An 18,889-nucleotide genomic window follows, 5' to 3' on the forward strand; every position below is an offset into this window, starting at 1 on the left:
CCTGGTTTATTGCAATTTTTTCTGTGCTATACGTTCGCGCGCTGCGACCATCGCAGTATTTATTTTTATTCCGGTTTTTTTATTAGATGTTCCAAAGCTATTCCCGTAGCGCTTTTTCAATTGTGACGACACTGTTGTCACAATGTTTTTGCCATAATCTGCCCGTACATATTGCAGTATTTCTTTATTTATACGTTTACCTACTTCCCAAAACACTAAAGTCATGGTACTGTTTACCTGTACCGCGATTTGATGTTTTCCCTGTTCTATAAGCTGGCTTAACTCCTTTACCAGGTTATTATGTAGGCCGTTTTTCATGTTGTATTTAATCTTGTGCTATGGGAAAGCGTATCAAAAATTACTTTGCTAATCCTTTTTCACCTTATTCTTAATCTTCTTTCCAGATTTCCGGAAAGTTTTCGTTTATATTCTATACGGTTGGTTTCGGGCATCATTTATTTTCTAAATGTTGTAACTTGGATATGGTCTTTTTTTTCTTTGATTTTAGATATTTTATCTTCTTGTTTTAAATATTGAAAAAAACTGAGCAAAAGGGCAGAGTTTTTAAAGTACGGCATAGGACCTTTTGCATTTAATTGCTTATAATCTCCCCCTAACGAATTCAAAAACGGTTTTATAAATTCCTTATCAAAGGAAGTAAGATTGTTCATAAAAAGCTCAATTTTCTCATTAGTCTTTAAAGCAGATTTTAATAGAATTGAAGAAATATTTGAATCAGACAATTTTAGTTCTTTGTGTTTTAAGGCCATTTTTCCTATTAAAGAAAGTGCCTTCTGATCCGAAATAGCGTTATCAGCTTCGAATTTTTCTATTAATTTTATTTTATGAGAATCAGATAACATAGAATTTTCCAGGATTTCCGCCAAATCTGATTCTGATAGAACTATTTCTGAAAATATTTTAAAAAACTCTGAAATATTCAGGATAATAAAGATGAGATGTGTGGGAGAAAAACTTGATCTTAGTTTGGTATGATTTTCTTGATTAAATGATAATTTTAGCTCATTTACTAATCCTTCTACTTTTTTAAACGATAAATCTTCAAAGTTTAAATCTTTGAATGCTAGCGGTACTGTTTTTAGATAAGAGTTGTACAATTCATCTTGAATCTTATTGTTTAACAAGAAATCACGTCTAAAACTTACTAATTCCTTATCTGTTGGTATAGATTCTTTTACTAGGACTTCAGCAATTTTTGGATTATTTAAATAACCAGTTAGTGTTTCCGAAAATTTATTTTCATTTTCTTGATAGTTGAAAATAACATTTTTCCAGGTTGGTTCTATCTTTAAATTCTTAAGCAAAAAATCACTCAATTCCTTAGAATCTTCTAATTCAGAAATAGAAGGCAACAGAGTTTCAGTTTGAGATATTATATCTTCTTTGCTAGTTTTTTTGATGTTTGAATTGTTTAGTAGCTTAAGTAGATATTCCTGTTTTTCATTGAAGTTATCTTTGAGTTTTAAATATACCGAACTGATATACTTCTCTATGTTCTTTTCTATATACTCAATTAATTTATCACAGCCAGACGAATGAATGGCTGCATAATTACTCCGATTAAAATCATCCTCCCTATATTCTCCAAATTCCTTGATCATTCTTTTCAACATGTATGTATTGATCGCATAGTTATTCATAGAATATATATATTCCTTTATTTCCTCAGAGGATTCATCCAAATTTAAGGATGTAAATTTCAGGTCAAATTGGTCGATGATTTGGATCTGTTTCTTTGGATCATTGACTATTGATAAAAAATCTGCCTTTTGGTTTAAAACTGCCTCTAATTGGGAGGTAGAAGCTATTTTTTCTATATCTTCAATTTCTGCGTTGTTAAGAAGGAGAGAGAGATAATTTGATTTATCATCCTCTGAAAGCGAGCTATCTTCTTCAATAAACTTCCAAATGTCTATCCAACTTTTACATAAAGCTTTTATGAACAATCCGGAATTTTTACCTTCTTTGATATAAGAGTAAATAAATTTGACAGAATCATTTGATTCGTTTGACAGCTGCTTCAAAAATAATTCCTTTTTCAAGGGAAATTTTTTACTCTTTAAAAACTGGTCTAGAAGACTATAATTTAAAACAAATCTCCTTTCAAATTCTGATTCACTTATTTTTTTGATAACATTTTCTACTTCATCCAGCTTATAATCAAATTTACTATCCATTTCATTCCTTACATTCATCAAAAACCAGTGATCTCTTTCAGTAATACTTCCCGGATAGAAATAGGAAATATAATTAAGATAATCTTCAGCTATATAGCCATTACGAATTAATAAAATTATTAACTGTTCCTGTTTGGAGGGCTCTGAAGACAATGCAATTTTTTTGTCCTTTAAAAGATATTTTATCTTTGCATTTTTTATTCTTCTATTTTCTTCTTCATTCTTCTTTAATTTATCTCTAATATCTTTTACCCTCCCGGTATTTTTGCTTTCAATTTCAGTTTTTCTTTCCAAGTAAGACTTTTCCGGATCAAGACGAGATTCTACATCAGAAAATTTAAAGTTGAACGGTCTGGTATATTGACTTTCTCGATAGCTTATAGATCCACTTTTTAATTTTTCAAAATTTTCCTCTTCAAGCATTTGCTGAACAGTATAATTTTTATTTTGAATTTTAAAATACATGAGATTTGGAACCTTTTGTATGTATTCAAAAAGATAAATGCGTTTTAATTCCTCTAAATTTCTAGGTAAAGATTCTTCTAGCGTTTTTAATTCTATTTTTAAGCTAGAATTGTCTTCTTCAATCTTTTCTATTGCACTATTCACCCAATCCAACTTATTCTCTACAAGGTTTTTATAAAGAATGCCTTGATTTTTTCCTAGCATAACAAAATCTTCAGGATAAATATTTTTATAAACGATTATTGCAAAAAGTTTATTCTGATATTTTTCACCTTTAAATTTTTGAAAGTAAATATGGAATTCGTTTACAATATTATACAGAAGCCGCATATCATCTACATAAAATGCGACCTGATCTATCAATTCTGTGGATAAAGAATAATCAAATTTTTCTAATGCCCGGGTTAATTGTTCATTGGAATTAGAGTAGTTGATAACTGGTATAACGGGGATTATAAAATCGAAAAATTTAGTCCGGTCTTTGTCCTTAAACATTTCATCGCGAATAGCATAAATAAATGTTACGGTACGATTAATCGATTTTGAATTATTAATTAGAAGGTTTATTTCTCTAAGCTTGGTGAAAATTTCTGTTTGCTCAAAACGGTCCAGATCTTCAATGATTACAACATTATAATCTGTTACCTCAAAAAAATACAAAATTTCATCCAGATGATTATTCAGGATAGATTTGTCTATTTTATCAGCTACCTGGATTTCAAGATTCTGAAAATTTAATTTACTAATCGTAAGTTTTTGAGAAAATCCTACCACAGCACGTAGGAAGTAAAATGAAAGAACTAAACCTCCAATAGCCAATAAGCCCTGTACAATATATGCGAACCATAATTTTGGTTCTGGCAAATTAATTAGGGTTCTAAGGAAATGGAAATTAAAAAAAGTGTATAATACAAAGATAAGTCCGAATACTAACCAAGTAGTTTCCTGAACTTCCTTGGGATTCAAACTTCTTATTTTCTTGAACCTGGAATCAGGTATATTATCATATTCTTCGTGATAAAAGATTTGTTGAAGAATGCTTAATTCTACTAATCGAAGCTGATCATTTTTTGAAAGTTTGTCACTATTTATGTTTTCACTTCTTAAATGTGCATATTTATCAGTGTCATTCCTTTTCTCTTCTTTAAAAGTCGCCAATGAAACATTTAAAAATTTTAAACTTTCATTTTTATTGGTTTTCTGAAAAGTTTTTAAAATGCTGCTTTTGCCGGAACCATAGGTTCCAGATAGCGCGATATTTTTTATATCTTTTTCTTTCCGATTAGACAGAGCCCATTCTAAAGAATCACAGTAAAATTTATGCTTTTCTGGATCACTAACTGGAGAAAGGGAGTTAAAAGGGATATTTTGTTTCTTATCCTTAATTTCCTGATTCTTTTGTAAATTTTCACTCATAGGCAAGAGATATTTTTTCTTGTTTTACCCTTGCAATTCTGGAAAGCAGAAGATTTTGAAGTTGATTTAAATATCTAATTTGCAAATTTTTATCATCTATTGAATTTTGCAATGGAGTGACTTTTGAATTAAAATTTTCTGTTAGATTGTTTTGGTTTCCAGGCATTGGAAATTTCATCCTTTTAATGTCTGTTATCGGCAATTGTGGCTGAGCAGATCCAGATAAATGATTTATAATAAGATCTTTCATTTCCGCACTTTTCATTTTTGTATATAAAAAGAATGAAATCCTGGGATTTCTTAAAATCACCATTCCCGAATTAATCCTGACATTTTCAAAATCTAATTTATCATTGTAGTAACCTATATTCCCAACCGTACCTCTAGTGGTCATTACGACATCTTTTCTTTTTAATTTTCCTTTTCGCAGTAATTCATCCTTTTCTTTAGTCACAAAACTATTATTACTAAAATCAAAACCTGATTTTGTTACATTTCCGGCATTTAGAAATAGGCAATAACCATCATTTGAGAATTCTTCTTTTTTGGGGTAATTTTTCCCTCTATCTCCATCTTCGATGTCACAAATTTCATCAATGCTACCAGCGATCCACCCTTCTGGAATTTCCTTATCCAACTCTTCATTATAAACCATTTCTCCACCGGAAGATTTATAAGGCTTACCTTTTTTATTAGGAAATTCAAAATCAACAAACCAATGTTTATAAAGGGCCTGGGCAGTTTCTTCCAGCTTCTGGTTTATTTCTTCATTTAATTTTATACGGTTTTTAACCACATTATATTCCTTTACAATTTCCCGCTGTTTTTCTATGGAAGGAACGGGAAGTTCAAAAGCTAAAAAATCTTCCCATTCCAAGCTCCCCCTAACACCTCCAACTGCGTGAAATGTTGCTTGTCTGTCAAATTCAGAACGGGAAAACCACATCATTAGATATTGGGGGAGTAAAACCTCCGTATCTATTATTTCAAACACAGGATAAGCTTGAGAAATAATGGCTTCTTCAATATCTTCAAGTAATGCCACGGGCATTTTACCATCTCTCCTAACCTGCATAATACTACAGGCAAATTGATTTTCACGAATAATTTTATAGTTGCGCATATTTGTTCCTACCGTATTGGCCACGGAAGGAATAAACTCTTTGGATATGCTTAGGCCTAAAAGTGTAGTGACTTTTAACTCCTTATTACGTTCATCAACCAATTGTATATAATCGCCTATAGGCCTATAGTTTGATGGCATACCCCAGCTCTTTAAAAACGTCCAACAATTCTTTTTTAGATTGCTCTTCCTGTTGTAGTAAGTCTGTAAGTTCGGTTTGTAAACCTGCCATCTTGGTATCAAAATCGATGTTTTCATCCCGGTTTACAAATTCAATATATTTGCTGGGCACCAGGGAGAAATCTTTCTTTTCAATATTGGCTTTAGTGGCACTGTAGCAATATTCCGGGATATCTTTATAATCCGTGTCTTCCTGTTGCCAATCGTGGTAAGTCCTGGCAATATCTTTAATTTGCGTTCCACTAAACTGGATAAATTTCTTTTCAAATGGCTCTCCAATTTGCCGCAAATCCATAAACAACACCTCCTCTTCCCGATTGCGGTAGTGGCGGACTTCGTCTCCAATGGAACGGGTATGGGCAGTTTTATTTTTATTCAGGATCCAAACAGTTACGCTTATATTCGTGGTATAAAACATATTTTGTGGCAGGATAATAATGGCTTCCACCAGGTTATTCTCCACTAGTTTTTTCCGTATTTTATATTCCTCACCACCACCCGAAAGCGATCCGTTAGCCAGAATAAATCCGGCAACCCCATCATCTGATAATTTGGAAACCATATTTAAGATCCAACCATAGTTCGCATTACTTTTTGGAGGCACTTCATAGCCCTGCCAGCGAGGATCATCGATTAATTCCTGTGGTCCGCGCCAGTCTTTTTGATTAAATGGCGGGTTGGCCATAATATAATCTGCTTTCAGATCCTTATGCTGGTCGTTGCTAAACGTATCGGCAGCTTTATCCCCCAGGTTTGCCGATATTCCCCGAATGGCCAGGTTCATTTTGGCCAGTTTGTAAGTAGTATTTGTGTATTCCTGGCCGTAAATGGAAATTTCCCGTTTGCTGCCGTGGTGGCTTTCTATAAACTTGATAGACTGCACAAACATACCACCAGAGCCACAAGCCGGGTCATAAATAATCCCTTTATAGGGTTCGATCATTTCGGCAATAAGGTTTACAATACTTTTTGGCGTGTAAAACTCTCCCTTTCCTTTTCCTTCCGCCAAGGCGAATTTGGATAAGAAATATTCATATACACGCCCCACAATATCCTGGGATTTGTCTTTTTGGGTATCGATTTTATTAATGGTGTCCAACAGGGAAGCCAGCTTACTTTTATCCAGTCCCAAACGGGAAAAATAATTATCCGGCAATGCACCTTTTAAAGAAGGATTGTTCTTTTCTATCCGGTTTAAGGCAGTATCAATCTTCAAGGCAATATCGTCCTGTTTTGCATTTTTAATAAGATAATTCCACCGGGAAGTCTCAGCTAAGAAAAAGACATTCTTCATATTGTAGAAGTCTTTCATCTCGAGGTACTTTTCTTTGCCTTCGGCAATAAGCTCCTCGCGGCGGACCTCAAATTTGTCACTAGCAAATTTCAGGAAGATAAGCCCGAGTACTACGTGCTTGTATTCTGAAGGTTCAATGGAGCCACGAAGTTTATTGGCAGCATCCCACAGACTTTCCTCAATCGATTTTTCTTTGCTCGTTTTCTTTTTGGCCATTATTAAAATTCGGGTCTTACAAGTAAATATTTCAATAGCTTCATGAAGTAGGGTAAGAAGCCGCAGCAATTTAGGAAAAATCTTTCTAATGTTAAAGGATTCTAAAGATTGAGCAGATTCTTGCCTGAATTGCCGGTCATTGCTTGGTCGGCACACTATCGCAAGTTGGCGGAGTAGGGAAGCGGATTTGCCGACTTACCGTTTTTGTTTCCTGGTTTTCTAAATTACGCTTTTTCGACAACACCCGTCTTTATTTGCGATGAACCGACTTGTTGTGCAACGTATTTTTACTATAAATCTAAAATACCGAAAGCTTCTGTGTGAGGTACATCAATGGAAATAATCGAAAATTTTGGAGTCACCCTTCTTTTTAATAGTGCGAGAGTGTTTTTTGATCGCACATCAGACGTCACAAAATGGGATATTGTTTTATCTAAATCGGCTTGCGCAAATAACTTTGAATCGTTTGGAATTATAGCCCTAGGAGTTAATTTTTCAGTTTCAATTTTATTTTCACTAAAAATGATTTTGGCAAATTCGCCAGTTCTTTCTCCTTCTTTTAAATTGAATGGAATAATTTGAAGGTCTTTTAAGGGTAAATCTTCTAATTTGCCTAAAACGCAATATTCTGCAACTGAAATTGTTGAAATTTTCAAGGTTACATCGTTCTCCAAGAAATATTTGTAATAACCTACTGCATTTCTATGAAGGGGATCTTCGTCATTTAGTAATCGAATAAAAAAACTAGTGTCTAATAAAACGCTATGCTTCATAACCTCCCCGCATATTTAACAACCAATCATCTGCATTTATTCCTCTCCAATTATTTTTTGCTTTATTAATTAATGTATTCAGATAATCGTTATCAAATTTTGGATTGTAATCTATTAATTCTAGTAATTTCAAAGATTTTGTGTCAATTTCTCCAGTTTCCACATTCTGTTTTCCAGATGCTCTAACACCGAATTTTTTATATAAAAGGTTTTCTTCTCTTTCTTTCAAAAATTCTTCTCCAGTTTCTATTGATAAGTAACCGTAATCTTTTGTATCTAGATGTATGTTAGCCTTACTTTTTCCTCCTGCATCTTTTAAAACACCATAGAAATAAAATTCTGCATCCGACCAGATATTTTCTGTACGAAAGAATTTTGTGGAGGGATTAATCTTTAATTCATAGTCCTTTTCTAAAGAAGTCTTAATTTGAAATTCATAATTCTTTTGACGAGACATTTTTTGAATTTCCTCTAAGGCCCTTGCAGTTTTTAATTCTAAAAAATCAATATTGTTTTGCGCTTGAACTTGAGAAAGTAAAGCACTAAATCCAATAACCGCTTGAATAGAAGTTTTAAAAATGTGGCGAACCGATCCTTCTTCTATATCATAGGTAATAATCGGTCTATCTTTTTTATTATTTGGATACAACAAATCCTCGACATTTTGCAAAATGGATGCAATCTGCTTAATATCATAGTTGTCTGGACTTAATTCAAGATTTCCAGACTTTCCTACGACTCTAATTTCTATGTCACCAATTTTTTCCACAAATCAAAAATACAATTATTTTATATTGAAGTTGAATTTTCATTAAATATGTTGCACAACTCCCCACCTAAAATACCCTTTTAATTAAAAAAAATACCAGGATAAACCCAGTTTTACTAAATATAAAACCTTAAAATAATAGAAGAATACGGAAAACCGTAAAGAAAAGAGTTGTGAGTATAGTTAGAGAATAAGCAATCAGTTGGAACTATAGACTTTTCAATTTGAAGTTGAGGTATACCAGAATTATTTCTACAAAAACAATTAGACCAGTTAGTGAAGCTTATTTTTTCGAAATTGAATAATTATTTCCCCAATTTCTTGAAAAAATTATGAAGGGTAATTCCTTGACCATCACAAATTTTTTCGAGAGTTTCCACCGGAATACGATATTCTGCTTTTCCTCTAATTTTTCTTATGATTCCTTCTTCTACGTTACATTTATCAGCGAAAGAACGTTGCGATCGTTTCTGATCAAGCCATGGCTTTATCCACTCCCTATTTATAAAATCACAAATAATAAAATTTATACCAGCCATATAACAAAAGAAGAGGAACTTTGAAAAATAATTGCGCACGATCGTACGCACTTAAAAATTTTTATATATATTTGAGTGATATTATATTTGCGTTTACTTCTAAAAATATAGAAGCATACGCTTTGAATCTCGTATAGGAAAACTGGCGTTTTAATATTACCACGGGATGATAAGTGATCATGCTCACGCTCATAAAACGGCGTGGGCTCACTTATTTGTGGTAAAGGTACCGCCAGTACCTCCTATACAATAAGTTGAGTTCCACGTCTATTTTTTAGTTCGAACTACGTCATTTCTCTTCTTAATTTTCAAAGTGATTTTCTACAATTTTTTAAGTCTCGCAACACCAAAACAACTGTTTTGGTTATCTAAAAGTATGTCTAATCTTAGGCTTGTTGCGGGACAGGCCAAAATTTTTACAATCCCGTGGGTGCTGTGATACCCTATTTTTTTTACAGCGTGGGTTGGGAAAAGCCTTAAAAGGGCTTGGGAACATTAGTAATAGGTTTGCAGTTTCGGCTATAGGGAGCCGGGATACCCTTGCTCCTCCATCGAGAGTAAAGGGACTATTTGAATTAAGCTCAAAGCCTTCCCTGAAGATTGGCGTCTGGAGGGGAAGGCCTAAGCTTAAGTAAAACAATGTTTCACTTAAAATCACACGTAAAATTATGAAAAATAATTACTCGCGCCTTAAATGGGTGGCGCTAATTATTATAGGCGGGATACTCTTCTTCCTTGCTAGTGCTGCTAATGCGGCAACCACTGCCCCACTGCCCTTGCAACAGCAAGAAATTTCAGGTGTAGTACAAGATCAAAACGGGATTCCTATACCTGGGGTGACCGTTACAGTTAAAAATACCAACAGAGGAACAATAACTAACCTGGATGGCGAGTACAACATCACTGCTCCTGCCAATGGCATTTTGGTCTTTTCCTATATAGGATATAAAACTGTAGAAATCCTGGTAGATAACAACGAAGAAATTAGCATTCAATTAGAGGAGGATGTTTCTGCCCTTGGCGAAGTAAAAATTAATGCTGGTTACTATAATACTACCAGGCGCGAGAGTACAGGTAATATTTCCAGGGTAACGGCCGAGGAAATAGAAAACCAGCCGGTGGTGAGCCCTATTCAGGCATTGCAGGGAAGAATGGCAGGTGTTGAGATAATTTCTGGAGGAGCAAATCCTGGGGGCGCTCCCACCATTAGGATACGGGGAACGAACAGTTTACGAAGCGAAGGAAACTATCCGCTTTACATTATAGATGGGGTTCCCGTAAGTTCTGTTCCTGTTGAGAGCAATTCGGTTTTATCGAATTCCGGTATAGATCCGTTAAATAATTTGAATCCTGCAAACATAGAAAGTGTTGAAGTTTTGAAGGATGCAGATGCAACAGCAATTTACGGTTCACGGGGGGCAAACGGGGTGGTATTAATTACCACTAAGAATGGCAGCAACCGAGGGCTGGAAGCGCGTATTTATACCGGTAGTTCTTCTATAGCAGAGAAGCTTGATTTATTGAATACCCCGCAGTATTTGCAGGTACGGCGGGAGGCTTTCCAGAATGATGGTGTGGAGCCAGATAATTTCAATGCCTACGATCTGGTCTTATGGGATCAGGAAAGATATACAGACTGGCAGGAATTTTTTTTTGGCGGTCAGGCCGAAGTGACCAATGCTAGCCTGGCAATTTCAGGTGGGGAAGGCAATACCACGTACCGCATAGGAGGTTCTGTATTCTCACAGGGAACGATATACCCGGGAGATTATGATTATCGCAAAGGTACCAGTAACCTAGCCCTAAATCACCTATCAAAAGATAACCTGTTTGAGGTAAAACTCCATGTGAATTACGGAATTGACCAAAACAATTTAACAGGTACAAACGGCCTTAACCCTGCCAACATCTTGTTACCTCCAAATGCTCCATCAGTTTTTAATGATGATGGAAGTCTTAATTGGGAGGACTGGAGTGAGGCCGGGCTATCTAATCCGATGGAGGGATATTTCAACACGACCTCTACCCAAACCAGGAACCTGAACGCTAACCTGGTACTTTCTTATGAAATAGTATCAGGTTTACGCTTGAAATCCAGTTTTGGCTATGCTAATTTTACCAGTGACGAATTATGGAAACTACCCATTCGATCATATGCCCCGGCATCCAACCCGGTTAACAGGTCGTCTCATCTTTCAACTAATAGAAAATCATGGATTATTGAGCCGCAATTGACCTATGATCAAAACTTCGGAAAACTGGAAACACATTTTTTAATTGGAGGAACCTTGCAAAAAAATGGATCTGACCGAAGTTCTTTCCAGGGGCAGGGCTATGCTTCGGAATCATTAATAGGAGATTTAGGTTCAGCGGAGAGTATAATCAATGCTAGCAGTGGTCAGGCTGAATATAAGTATGTCGCCCTTTTTTCCAGAATCGGTCTAAATTGGGATCAAAAGTATTTTTTAAACCTTACCGGTCGCAGGGATGGCTCCTCCCGGTTTGGTACTAATAACCGGTTTGCCAGTTTCGGGGCAATAGGCGCTGCCTGGATTCTTTCTGAAGAGTCTTTTTTTGGAAAGGTAGATAGCTTTCTATCTTTTGCAAAGCTACGAGGTAGCTATGGAAGCACGGGGAACGACCAAATAGGAGATTATGGTTATCTGGATGCCTACCAGGCAACCGTAGGTCCCGGAGGCCTTTATCCTGTCGCACTGGCCAATCCTGACTATTCCTGGGAAGTCAATAAAAAACTGGAACTGGCCACAGAGCTCGGATTCTTGAAAGATAAGTTGAATATTGGAGTAAGTTGGTATCGTAACCGATCCTCCAACCAGCTGGTTGGGTATTCGCTACCTTACATCGCTGGATTCAATTCCGTACAGGCTAACCTGCCGGCCACGGTTCAAAATAAAGGTCTGGAGATTGAACTCGCAACTATCAATTTCAGTAATGACAGGTTTAGCTGGAGAACAAATCTGAATCTTAGTTTTCCGGAAAATAAATTACTACGATATCCGGATATCGATCAATCCTCTTATTCAAATACTTACCGCGTAGGTGAGCCCCTAAATATTGCACTATTATATGATTATACTGGCCTGGATCCTGAAACAGGTTTGTATACGGTAAGGGATGTAAATGACGACGGAAACCTGAGTTTTGAAGATCAGATTATTACTAAAAATCTGAATAGAGAGTTCTTTGGCGGCCTGAGCAATTCTTTACGTTATGGAAATTTCAATCTCGAATTTCTTTTACAATACGTGAAACAGGAAGGAAGGCTATCCGAATTCCAGGCCGGAACGAACAGCAATGTTCTTGATGTGGCTTTGGGTAATGAAGATTTTCAGAGATATTCTGCGTCCTACGAAGCATCAATTGCTTTTATAGATGCGGTAAACAGTGATTTTTCTTTTACTGACGCTTCTTTTCTACGCCTCAAAACACTTTCCATGGGCTATAATTTACCAATGAGATGGACAAAAAGACTGCATGCCGACCAGATCCGGTTATTTATTCATGGGCAAAACCTGCTAACATGGACGCCTTATGAAGGTCTAGATCCGGAACTACCTACCTCAGCAATATCTATGGGAAATCTTAGATCTGTTACAGCAGGACTACAGCTTAATTTTTAACACATTATCATGAAAAAATATTCTTATACATACCAGTTCATTATTTTATTAGTGGCTTGCCTATTTTACTCCTGTGAAGAGATGGTAGATCTCGATCCTCCTGCAAACCAATTGGTAAGGCAAGAGGTATTCAAAAGCGAGGCCACGGTGGAAAGTGCCATGACAGGAATCTATTACCAATTATTTCAGTTGGAATATTCTAATGGGGGAAGAAGCAGTATCACCACTATGGCAGGCTTATCAGCGGATAATATTCAAACCATTAGTACAGGAAATGTTTCCAGGATGCAATTCCAGGAACATGAAATTGATCCCGATAATATAGAAAATCTAAGTATCTGGTCCAGTGCCTACAATATGATTTATGCCGTGAACTCTTTTCTGGAAGGTTTGCAAAATGCGGATAATCTGGAACAGTCATTCAAAAATCAAATGGAAGGTCAGGCGAGGTTTGTCCGTGCATTTACTTATTTCTACCTGACTAATCTTTACGGGGATGTTCCGCTTATACTGAAGACAGATTATCGCGAGAACCAATTGGCTTCAAGAACTTCCCAAATTGACATTTATGATCAGATTCTCGCCGATTTAATAATGGCCGAAGAACAGGTTCCTGAAGAATATTGGAATACCGAGAGAACAAGTATCAATAAACAAGTGGTTAGGGCCTTTCTGTCTCGTGTTTACCTATATTCCGAGAACTGGCAGGAAGCTGAAAAATTTAGCAGTCTGGTGATAAATGATACTGGCAACTACGGATTATTAGAGGACTTAGACGAGGTTTTTCTGGCCAATAGTGCTGAGGCAATCTGGCAAATTTCTCCGATAGGAGCTGGGGGTTTGTCGACACAAACTAACGAAGGGAATTTTCAAATCATTGATCCAATCTTTTCATTTTTTGCGGCTATTAAATTGGAGGAACCATTCATAGCTGAATTTGATTCCATCGATAAAAGGTTTCAAAACTGGGTGGGGTATAACGAAGCACTGGATGCTCATTACGTGCATAAATATAAAGTGCGCCTTAGCAACCAATTCCCAATAGAAGAATATTCTATGGTTCTTCGGCTAGGCGAACAATACCTCATTCGTGCGGAATCACGTTTGGAGCAGGGTGATTTAGCTGGTGCTTTGCAGGATGTTGATGAGATCCGATTAAGATCAGGACTGCAACCATTTGCGGAAATTAAACCCGAAATATCAGAGATGGAGCTTTTTGAAGAAATCTTATTACAACGAAGAAAGGAACTTTTTTCGGAATGGAGTCATCGTTGGTTTGATCTAAAGCGAACCGGCCAGGCTGGACAGGTTCTAGGGGAAGATCCATCATGGAATACAACTGATTTGCTTTATCCAATACCGGAATCCGAGAGAAAAAAGAATCCGAATCTGACACAAAATGAAGGGTACTAAAATGAAAAATTATATATTTCTTTCAATACTTTTCTTAGTACTAGGAAACCAGCTGTTCGCTCAGCAAGTTAAAGCTTTGACTGAAAAAAATCTTGATACGACTGTAAGATATGGCAAATTGAAAAACGGGTTTACTTATTATATAAAGAAAAACGAGGTTCCTCCCGGACAAATTCAAATGCTATTAGCAGTGAAGGCGGGTTATTATCAACAAAAACAAAATCAGAAAGAATATGCTCATCTTCTTGAGCATATTGGCGCCGTTCATACGGTAAAATATCCGCAACTTCTAAAGGTTGCTGATTCTGCCAGTCTTATTCTTGCGGCCAGAACCGGTTATGATTTTACAGAGTACCAACTTACATTTTCTTCAGACCGCCCGGAAAAATTGAACCTTGCTTTGGAATTTCTATATGAATGGTCGGGGAATATGATAATAAGAGAGAATGATGTAGCGGTGGAAAGCGGTTCGGTGATCGGCGAAGGCCGATCTAAGTCTTATTATAGAGATTGGTATCTAGATACGATTTCCAATATCGTCCTATCAAATACGAATTTTGGGCTACAGGATAAAGCAGGCTCAGAAGCTAGTATGAGAAATGTGAATATTGAAGCTTTAAAAGAATTCCATAATAAATGGTATCGACCGGACCTAGAAGCTGCCATCATAGTTGGAGACATCAACCCCGACAGCCTCGAAAAGGTAATAATTAATCGTTTTAACGATTTAAAGTCCGGCTACGATTCGGAAAGCCCTGAGAGGTACAATGAGCAATTTAAAATTATCCTTCCTGGTAAAAACCAGTACCAGTCGCTTAAAGATTCCATTAATGAGTCATCCAGGATAGTAATTACCAGTAAGCGTAAAAATGATGAAAAGTTCGTGCGTTCGCGAGAAGATCTGCGAAAAATGTTGCTGCAAAAGCTAACTAGCATGATGTATGATAAAATCGGAAAAAAATTAAAAGATCAATACGATCCTCCGTTTGAAAACTATACTAGCTCTTTTAGTAGCAATTCTTTAGCGAACGGTCAACTACAGATAAATTATTGGATGGTGGATACTGATAATGATTTAGATATCAAGTCAAATATGATGCAATTATTTACAGCGGATGAATTAGTGAAAGGGACTATTGATAAAGAAATGTTAGAAAAGTCAAAACAAGTTTTATATGATGATCTCGTAACAAAAAATTCAGAATCAAGGGATATATCTATCAGTTTACTGAATCATTTTGTTTTAGGAAATAGAGCAGTTATTGGCGAAAGATACGAGAGGGAGTTAAGACAGGTATTGGAGGATATTGGAATATCGGAGATCAAGAATTACATCAATACCGGTTGGCAACTTTCTGAAAATACCGATTATACCTTTATTAATATTCCGGTTTCATCCATACCAAAGCATCAGAATGTGATGAAATGGTATCAGGAAGCGAAAGTAAAAGCCCGAAAAAAATCCAAATTAATTTTCCGGGAAATTGACACTATTTCAAACGTTTTTCAACCTTTAAAAAATGTTGATCTATCCATGGTAAAGGAAAATGAAATTGGAGTAAGCTCATTAATATTGCCAAATGGAATAAAGCTGATCTTTAAGCCTTCAGAACCCTGGATGGAACGCTATAAGAATCAAGTTTCAATCTACGGATACAAAGAAGTTCCAATTTCTATTAGAAATAAAAAAGAATATATAACTGCGACTACAGCACCTGATTTGATGTTCTACGGAGATGTTGAAGATTACTCAAAATTTGAATTAAAGCAGTTCATGCTGGATCATCAGATGAGATTGAATTATTATCATATTCAAAATCAGTTTATTATTGACGGAGTTTTTCAAAAAAACGATATACAGTCTTTTTTTAATGTATTACATCGCTATTTGCTCAATCCTAAATACAATCAACAGGCATTTGAAAATTGGAAAGAAGATCAAATATTGAAGTTCAGCCAAACCTTAGATCATAATCTGATGATTCGTGAAACGGTTGAAAGGACATTATTTACCAAGGTCCCGCAAATAAGTAAAAAAGATATTGCCGCCCTCACATTTCAAGATTATTATGAAGGCTATAATAAATTTACAAATTTATATGGCTACACCTTTATTATCACCGGAGATTTTAACTCAGAAGAATTAATACCAGAGGTTCAAAATTACCTGTCTGAATTTCCAACGGTTATAGAGAATAATATGTTCCAGAATCAATTCACCTATAATTTTAAGACCATTTCAGAAACGGTTGAATACGAAGATGTCAATAATGCCGTAGTCGAACTATACTTCCCGGTGCAAATAGATTATAGTTCTAAAACACAGGTAGTGCTGGATCTTTTATGGAAAAGGTTAGACGAGGCGATTTTTGACCGCTTAAGAAGTGGCTCCTATATGCCTCATGCCTATGGTAAGTGGATGGATTTTGAAAAAGGGATCTATGCTTTTATTATAAGTTTTGATAGTGACCTTGGAAATCAGGACAAAATGATTAAATCGGCTGTTGAAGAATTTAAACAACTCCGTGATAAAGGAGTTGCCCCAACCTGGTTGGAGACAGCCATTCCGTTGAGAATAGATAGGTACGAACCAAGGCTGGATAGGTTCTACCTTGTAAATTTTTGGCCGGATTTTCTAAAAAGATATGAGAACAGTGAAAGAAGTGCTACAGAAGAAGTTTTACAGTATTCCTCCTTACTAAAACATTTCATCGATTTGGAAGATGTCAACGAGGCCGCAAAAAAATACCTGTCTCTGGATAAACGACAGGAAATAATAATAATACCCAAGAATAAATAGAATTCTTTTATAACAAGTATCCCGGACAAATCCGGGATACTTAAATTAAATGATTATGGATTAATCAATTTTGGTGGTCTGGTAGGGCTCTCTTTGAGTGTATTGACATTCATTTCATCATACACATCATAAGCCTGTCCATTCTCACTGAATTTCACCTGGCAATGATATTGTCCACCTGAACAATCCTGTTCAGCAATTGGTTGCCAGTTCCCACTAATCAAGACATAATCGTTGACCAGGGTCGCCGGCTCATTGTCGGTTTCACCTCCTACATTTGTAAAGGACATGCCTAAAACAACAAGAAGCGCCATTGCTGGAATTAAAAATAGCTTTTTCATAATATAAAGATTAAAAATATACCTACTCTTTGAAGGATTTTCGGCTTCTCCTACTTTCTGCGCAAAAAGATTTGTAACTTTTCTTTTATGGTGTAAATATTCCAGTACAATACTGAAATTTGAAAGTAGTATAAGCTTAAGGCTACTATCATTTACAATAGTAAATTTCATCAAATAACCTCAAAAAAAATGGTCGCTAAAGCCGAAAAACTATTCTGTTATAAAATGGACCAGGCATTTTCCATTCTATACTGCGAAGGCGTCTGACCATATTGAAGTTTGAAATTTTTAGAAAAATGTGAATGATCCTTAAAACCGCATTTCTGCATAATTATGGAAATAGGCAATTCCGTACTTCGAATTAAAAGGGCACCTTTTTCAAGTCTTTTTTTCATATGGAACCGGGGTATGGTAGTGCCATACATTTTCTTAAATCCTTCTTTGAGTTTAGTTTTGTTCGTACGGTGAATAAGTCCTAATTCCTTAAGGGATGGCAGTTCAGTATGCAGATTCCGGAGAATATAAAGACGTACTTGCTTTAGCAGTATTTTTGTTGCGGCACTCTCCTTCCTTCCTGATTTTGAAGACCTGGCTGGGTTACTATCTTTCTCGTCCTCCTCAATCCTATTTTCGAAACGAAAAGCGGTAATTACATATGAACAGTCTGAATTAATACCTGTCATCTTCTGAATAGTGCAGGGAGTCCTATATAGACTTTTATTTTCAGTTAGAAAGTCTAAAGTAATTAATCGCTGATAAGGTTTTCCATCATTTAATTCCAGTTCCTTTTTTAAAACAGTTACGGAATTATTGGAAAGAATTTCTGAAATTGGTCTATCAATTTTTTTCTCATCCCATTTCAGGATCTTGGGAGTTTGGGTAGTATATGAAGTTATATGGTAGCTATTATCCAGGAATATTGAAAAATGATATTCCGTATGTTCCTCCTGCTGCTGGGATTTAAAACAGGAATTATAAATTTCTTCGGACATCATATTTAGTAATACGCCAATAGTATCTAGTGGGTCTCGGCGACCTGACGGTTCCTGGCGAAACATAAAATTACCACAGGCAATCTCGATGATTTGTTGGTACAAAGAATTGAACCTCATTTTCTCCTCGTTGCTGATTTCCTTTTCCATAATTATTATTTTATTAATGGTTACTTTTATAGTCCTGCAAGAACGAAAGCGCCTTTTCCTTATTAGTAAATACCCGGGTAGGATAAGCCGGGTTATTTATTTTAATATACATCTGGGTGATTACCTCGGCGTGCTCATCTTTAACCAGGAGTGCGAGTGCCGTTGTCATATATGCACCTTCAATAGCCAAATAGTCCCTGGCTTGTTTTTGAGCAAGGGTGACAGCCCTTAGATCACAAAATATAGGATATGAATTTTCATTTTGCAGCTGTAATCGCTGGCTTACGATTTGTTTGGCCATACTCCTATTAATCTCATAAATTTCTTTATAGATAAAATAAAGGATCCCCTTGGAAATCCACATTTTTGCATAAGTACCATCCACAACCATCCCGTAATAATTTGGATATCACTAATATAAAACAAAATCCCAATACGTCTTACCAGAACATTTTTCTTGAATTATATATTATGTGATAAAGTTATTCTCATAAGTTTTAAAGCTATTTGAACGAAAAGCCGAATAACTGTTCTGAAAAGACTTTTTATTGTAACAGCCAGAATTGTAATAGATTTTTA

Annotated in this window: 12 protein-coding genes; 3 read left to right on the forward strand and 9 right to left on the reverse strand. The window is 35.8% G+C overall.

The window, feature by feature from the left end; all coding sequences use genetic code 11:
* Nucleotides 1-6: 6 nt before the first annotated feature.
* From B4F31_RS17900 to B4F31_RS17925, 6 genes are all read right to left on the reverse strand, one after another.
* Nucleotides 7-318: a DUF1016 N-terminal domain-containing protein gene (locus tag B4F31_RS17900; RefSeq protein WP_034892306.1), complete on the reverse strand. Its 312-nt coding sequence runs from the start codon at nucleotides 316-318 to the stop codon at nucleotides 7-9.
* A 137-nt stretch (nucleotides 319-455) separates the two neighbouring features.
* A complete protein-coding gene (locus B4F31_RS17905; RefSeq protein WP_286761871.1) occupies nucleotides 456-4,079 on the reverse strand; it encodes a hypothetical protein in 3,624 nt (1,207 codons plus the stop codon).
* The gene (locus B4F31_RS17910) at nucleotides 4,072-5,343 is read right to left on the reverse strand and encodes a restriction endonuclease subunit S (protein ID WP_208225740.1); all 1,272 of its coding nucleotides are present in this window, start codon (nucleotides 5,341-5,343) and stop codon (nucleotides 4,072-4,074) included. The genes B4F31_RS17905 and B4F31_RS17910 overlap by 8 nt, the downstream gene beginning before the upstream one ends.
* Entirely contained in the window at nucleotides 5,327-6,892 is a 1,566-nt protein-coding gene (locus B4F31_RS17915; RefSeq protein WP_208225741.1) for a type I restriction-modification system subunit M, read from the reverse strand. Before B4F31_RS17915 ends, B4F31_RS17910 begins: the two co-directional genes overlap by 17 nt.
* Before the next feature lie 290 nt (nucleotides 6,893-7,182).
* Nucleotides 7,183-7,665 (reverse strand): hypothetical protein, encoded by a 483-nt coding sequence (locus tag B4F31_RS17920; protein WP_034892294.1) that lies wholly within the window; start codon nucleotides 7,663-7,665, stop codon nucleotides 7,183-7,185.
* Nucleotides 7,655-8,434 (reverse strand): hypothetical protein, encoded by a 780-nt coding sequence (locus B4F31_RS17925; RefSeq protein ID WP_034892291.1) that lies wholly within the window; start codon nucleotides 8,432-8,434, stop codon nucleotides 7,655-7,657. The genes B4F31_RS17920 and B4F31_RS17925 overlap by 11 nt, the downstream gene beginning before the upstream one ends.
* Before the next feature lie 1,207 nt (nucleotides 8,435-9,641).
* Here B4F31_RS17925 and B4F31_RS17930 point away from each other — a divergent pair.
* The 3 genes from B4F31_RS17930 (at nucleotide 9,642) to B4F31_RS17940 (ending at nucleotide 16,827) form a co-directional block, all read left to right on the forward strand.
* Complete coding sequence (locus B4F31_RS17930) at nucleotides 9,642-12,614, forward strand: SusC/RagA family TonB-linked outer membrane protein (protein WP_208225742.1); 2,973 nt, start codon at nucleotides 9,642-9,644, stop codon at nucleotides 12,612-12,614.
* 81 nt (nucleotides 12,615-12,695) lie between these two features.
* Nucleotides 12,696-14,027: a RagB/SusD family nutrient uptake outer membrane protein gene (locus B4F31_RS17935; protein ID WP_275952266.1), complete on the forward strand. Its 1,332-nt coding sequence runs from the start codon at nucleotides 12,696-12,698 to the stop codon at nucleotides 14,025-14,027.
* 118 nt (nucleotides 14,028-14,145) lie between these two features.
* Nucleotides 14,146-16,827: a M16 family metallopeptidase gene (locus B4F31_RS17940; RefSeq protein ID WP_286761872.1), complete on the forward strand. Its 2,682-nt coding sequence runs from the start codon at nucleotides 14,146-14,148 to the stop codon at nucleotides 16,825-16,827.
* Between the two features lie 53 nt (nucleotides 16,828-16,880).
* Here the strand turns inward: B4F31_RS17940 and B4F31_RS17945 are convergent, their stop codons facing one another.
* The 3 genes from B4F31_RS17945 to B4F31_RS17955 are packed head-to-tail and all read right to left on the reverse strand — an operon-like array spanning nucleotide 16,881 to nucleotide 18,701.
* Nucleotides 16,881-17,339 carry a DUF6520 family protein gene (locus B4F31_RS17945; RefSeq protein ID WP_243729703.1) on the reverse strand — a complete coding sequence of 153 codons (459 nt, stop codon included), beginning with the start codon at nucleotides 17,337-17,339 and terminating at the stop codon, nucleotides 16,881-16,883.
* A 47-nt stretch (nucleotides 17,340-17,386) separates the two neighbouring features.
* On the reverse strand, nucleotides 17,387-18,310 hold the full coding sequence (locus tag B4F31_RS17950; RefSeq protein WP_133549773.1) for a helix-turn-helix domain-containing protein: 924 nt from the start codon (nucleotides 18,308-18,310) through the stop codon (nucleotides 17,387-17,389).
* Between the two features lie 13 nt (nucleotides 18,311-18,323).
* The gene (locus tag B4F31_RS17955; RefSeq protein WP_133549771.1) at nucleotides 18,324-18,701 is read right to left on the reverse strand and encodes a hypothetical protein; all 378 of its coding nucleotides are present in this window, start codon (nucleotides 18,699-18,701) and stop codon (nucleotides 18,324-18,326) included.
* Nucleotides 18,702-18,889: the final 188 nt, after the last annotated feature.

Source organism: Salegentibacter sp. UBA1130 (genome assembly GCF_002311535.1).
Lineage (GTDB): Bacteria > Bacteroidota > Bacteroidia > Flavobacteriales > Flavobacteriaceae > Salegentibacter > Salegentibacter agarivorans.

Bases quoted from the DNA above. Each gene is read 5' to 3' on its own strand.
- B4F31_RS17950 (WP_133549773.1), bottom strand. From the start codon at position 18,310: ATGGAAAAGGAAATCAGCAACGAGGAGAAAATGAGGTTCAATTCTTTG.
- B4F31_RS17935 (WP_275952266.1), top strand. From the start codon at position 12,696: ATGGTAGATCTCGATCCTCCTGCAAACCAATTGGTAAGGCAAGAGGTA.
- B4F31_RS17955 (WP_133549771.1), bottom strand. From the start codon at position 18,701: ATGGTTGTGGATGGTACTTATGCAAAAATGTGGATTTCCAAGGGGATC.
- B4F31_RS17945 (WP_243729703.1), bottom strand. From the start codon at position 17,339: ATGAAATTTACTATTGTAAATGATAGTAGCCTTAAGCTTATACTACTT.
- B4F31_RS17920 (WP_034892294.1), bottom strand. From the start codon at position 7,665: ATGAAGCATAGCGTTTTATTAGACACTAGTTTTTTTATTCGATTACTA.
- B4F31_RS17930 (WP_208225742.1), top strand. From the start codon at position 9,642: ATGAAAAATAATTACTCGCGCCTTAAATGGGTGGCGCTAATTATTATA.
- B4F31_RS17915 (WP_208225741.1), bottom strand. From the start codon at position 6,892: ATGGCCAAAAAGAAAACGAGCAAAGAAAAATCGATTGAGGAAAGTCTG.
- B4F31_RS17900 (WP_034892306.1), bottom strand. From the start codon at position 318: ATGAAAAACGGCCTACATAATAACCTGGTAAAGGAGTTAAGCCAGCTT.
- B4F31_RS17910 (WP_208225740.1), bottom strand. From the start codon at position 5,343: ATGCCATCAAACTATAGGCCTATAGGCGATTATATACAATTGGTTGAT.
- B4F31_RS17905 (WP_286761871.1), bottom strand. From the start codon at position 4,079: ATGAGTGAAAATTTACAAAAGAATCAGGAAATTAAGGATAAGAAACAA.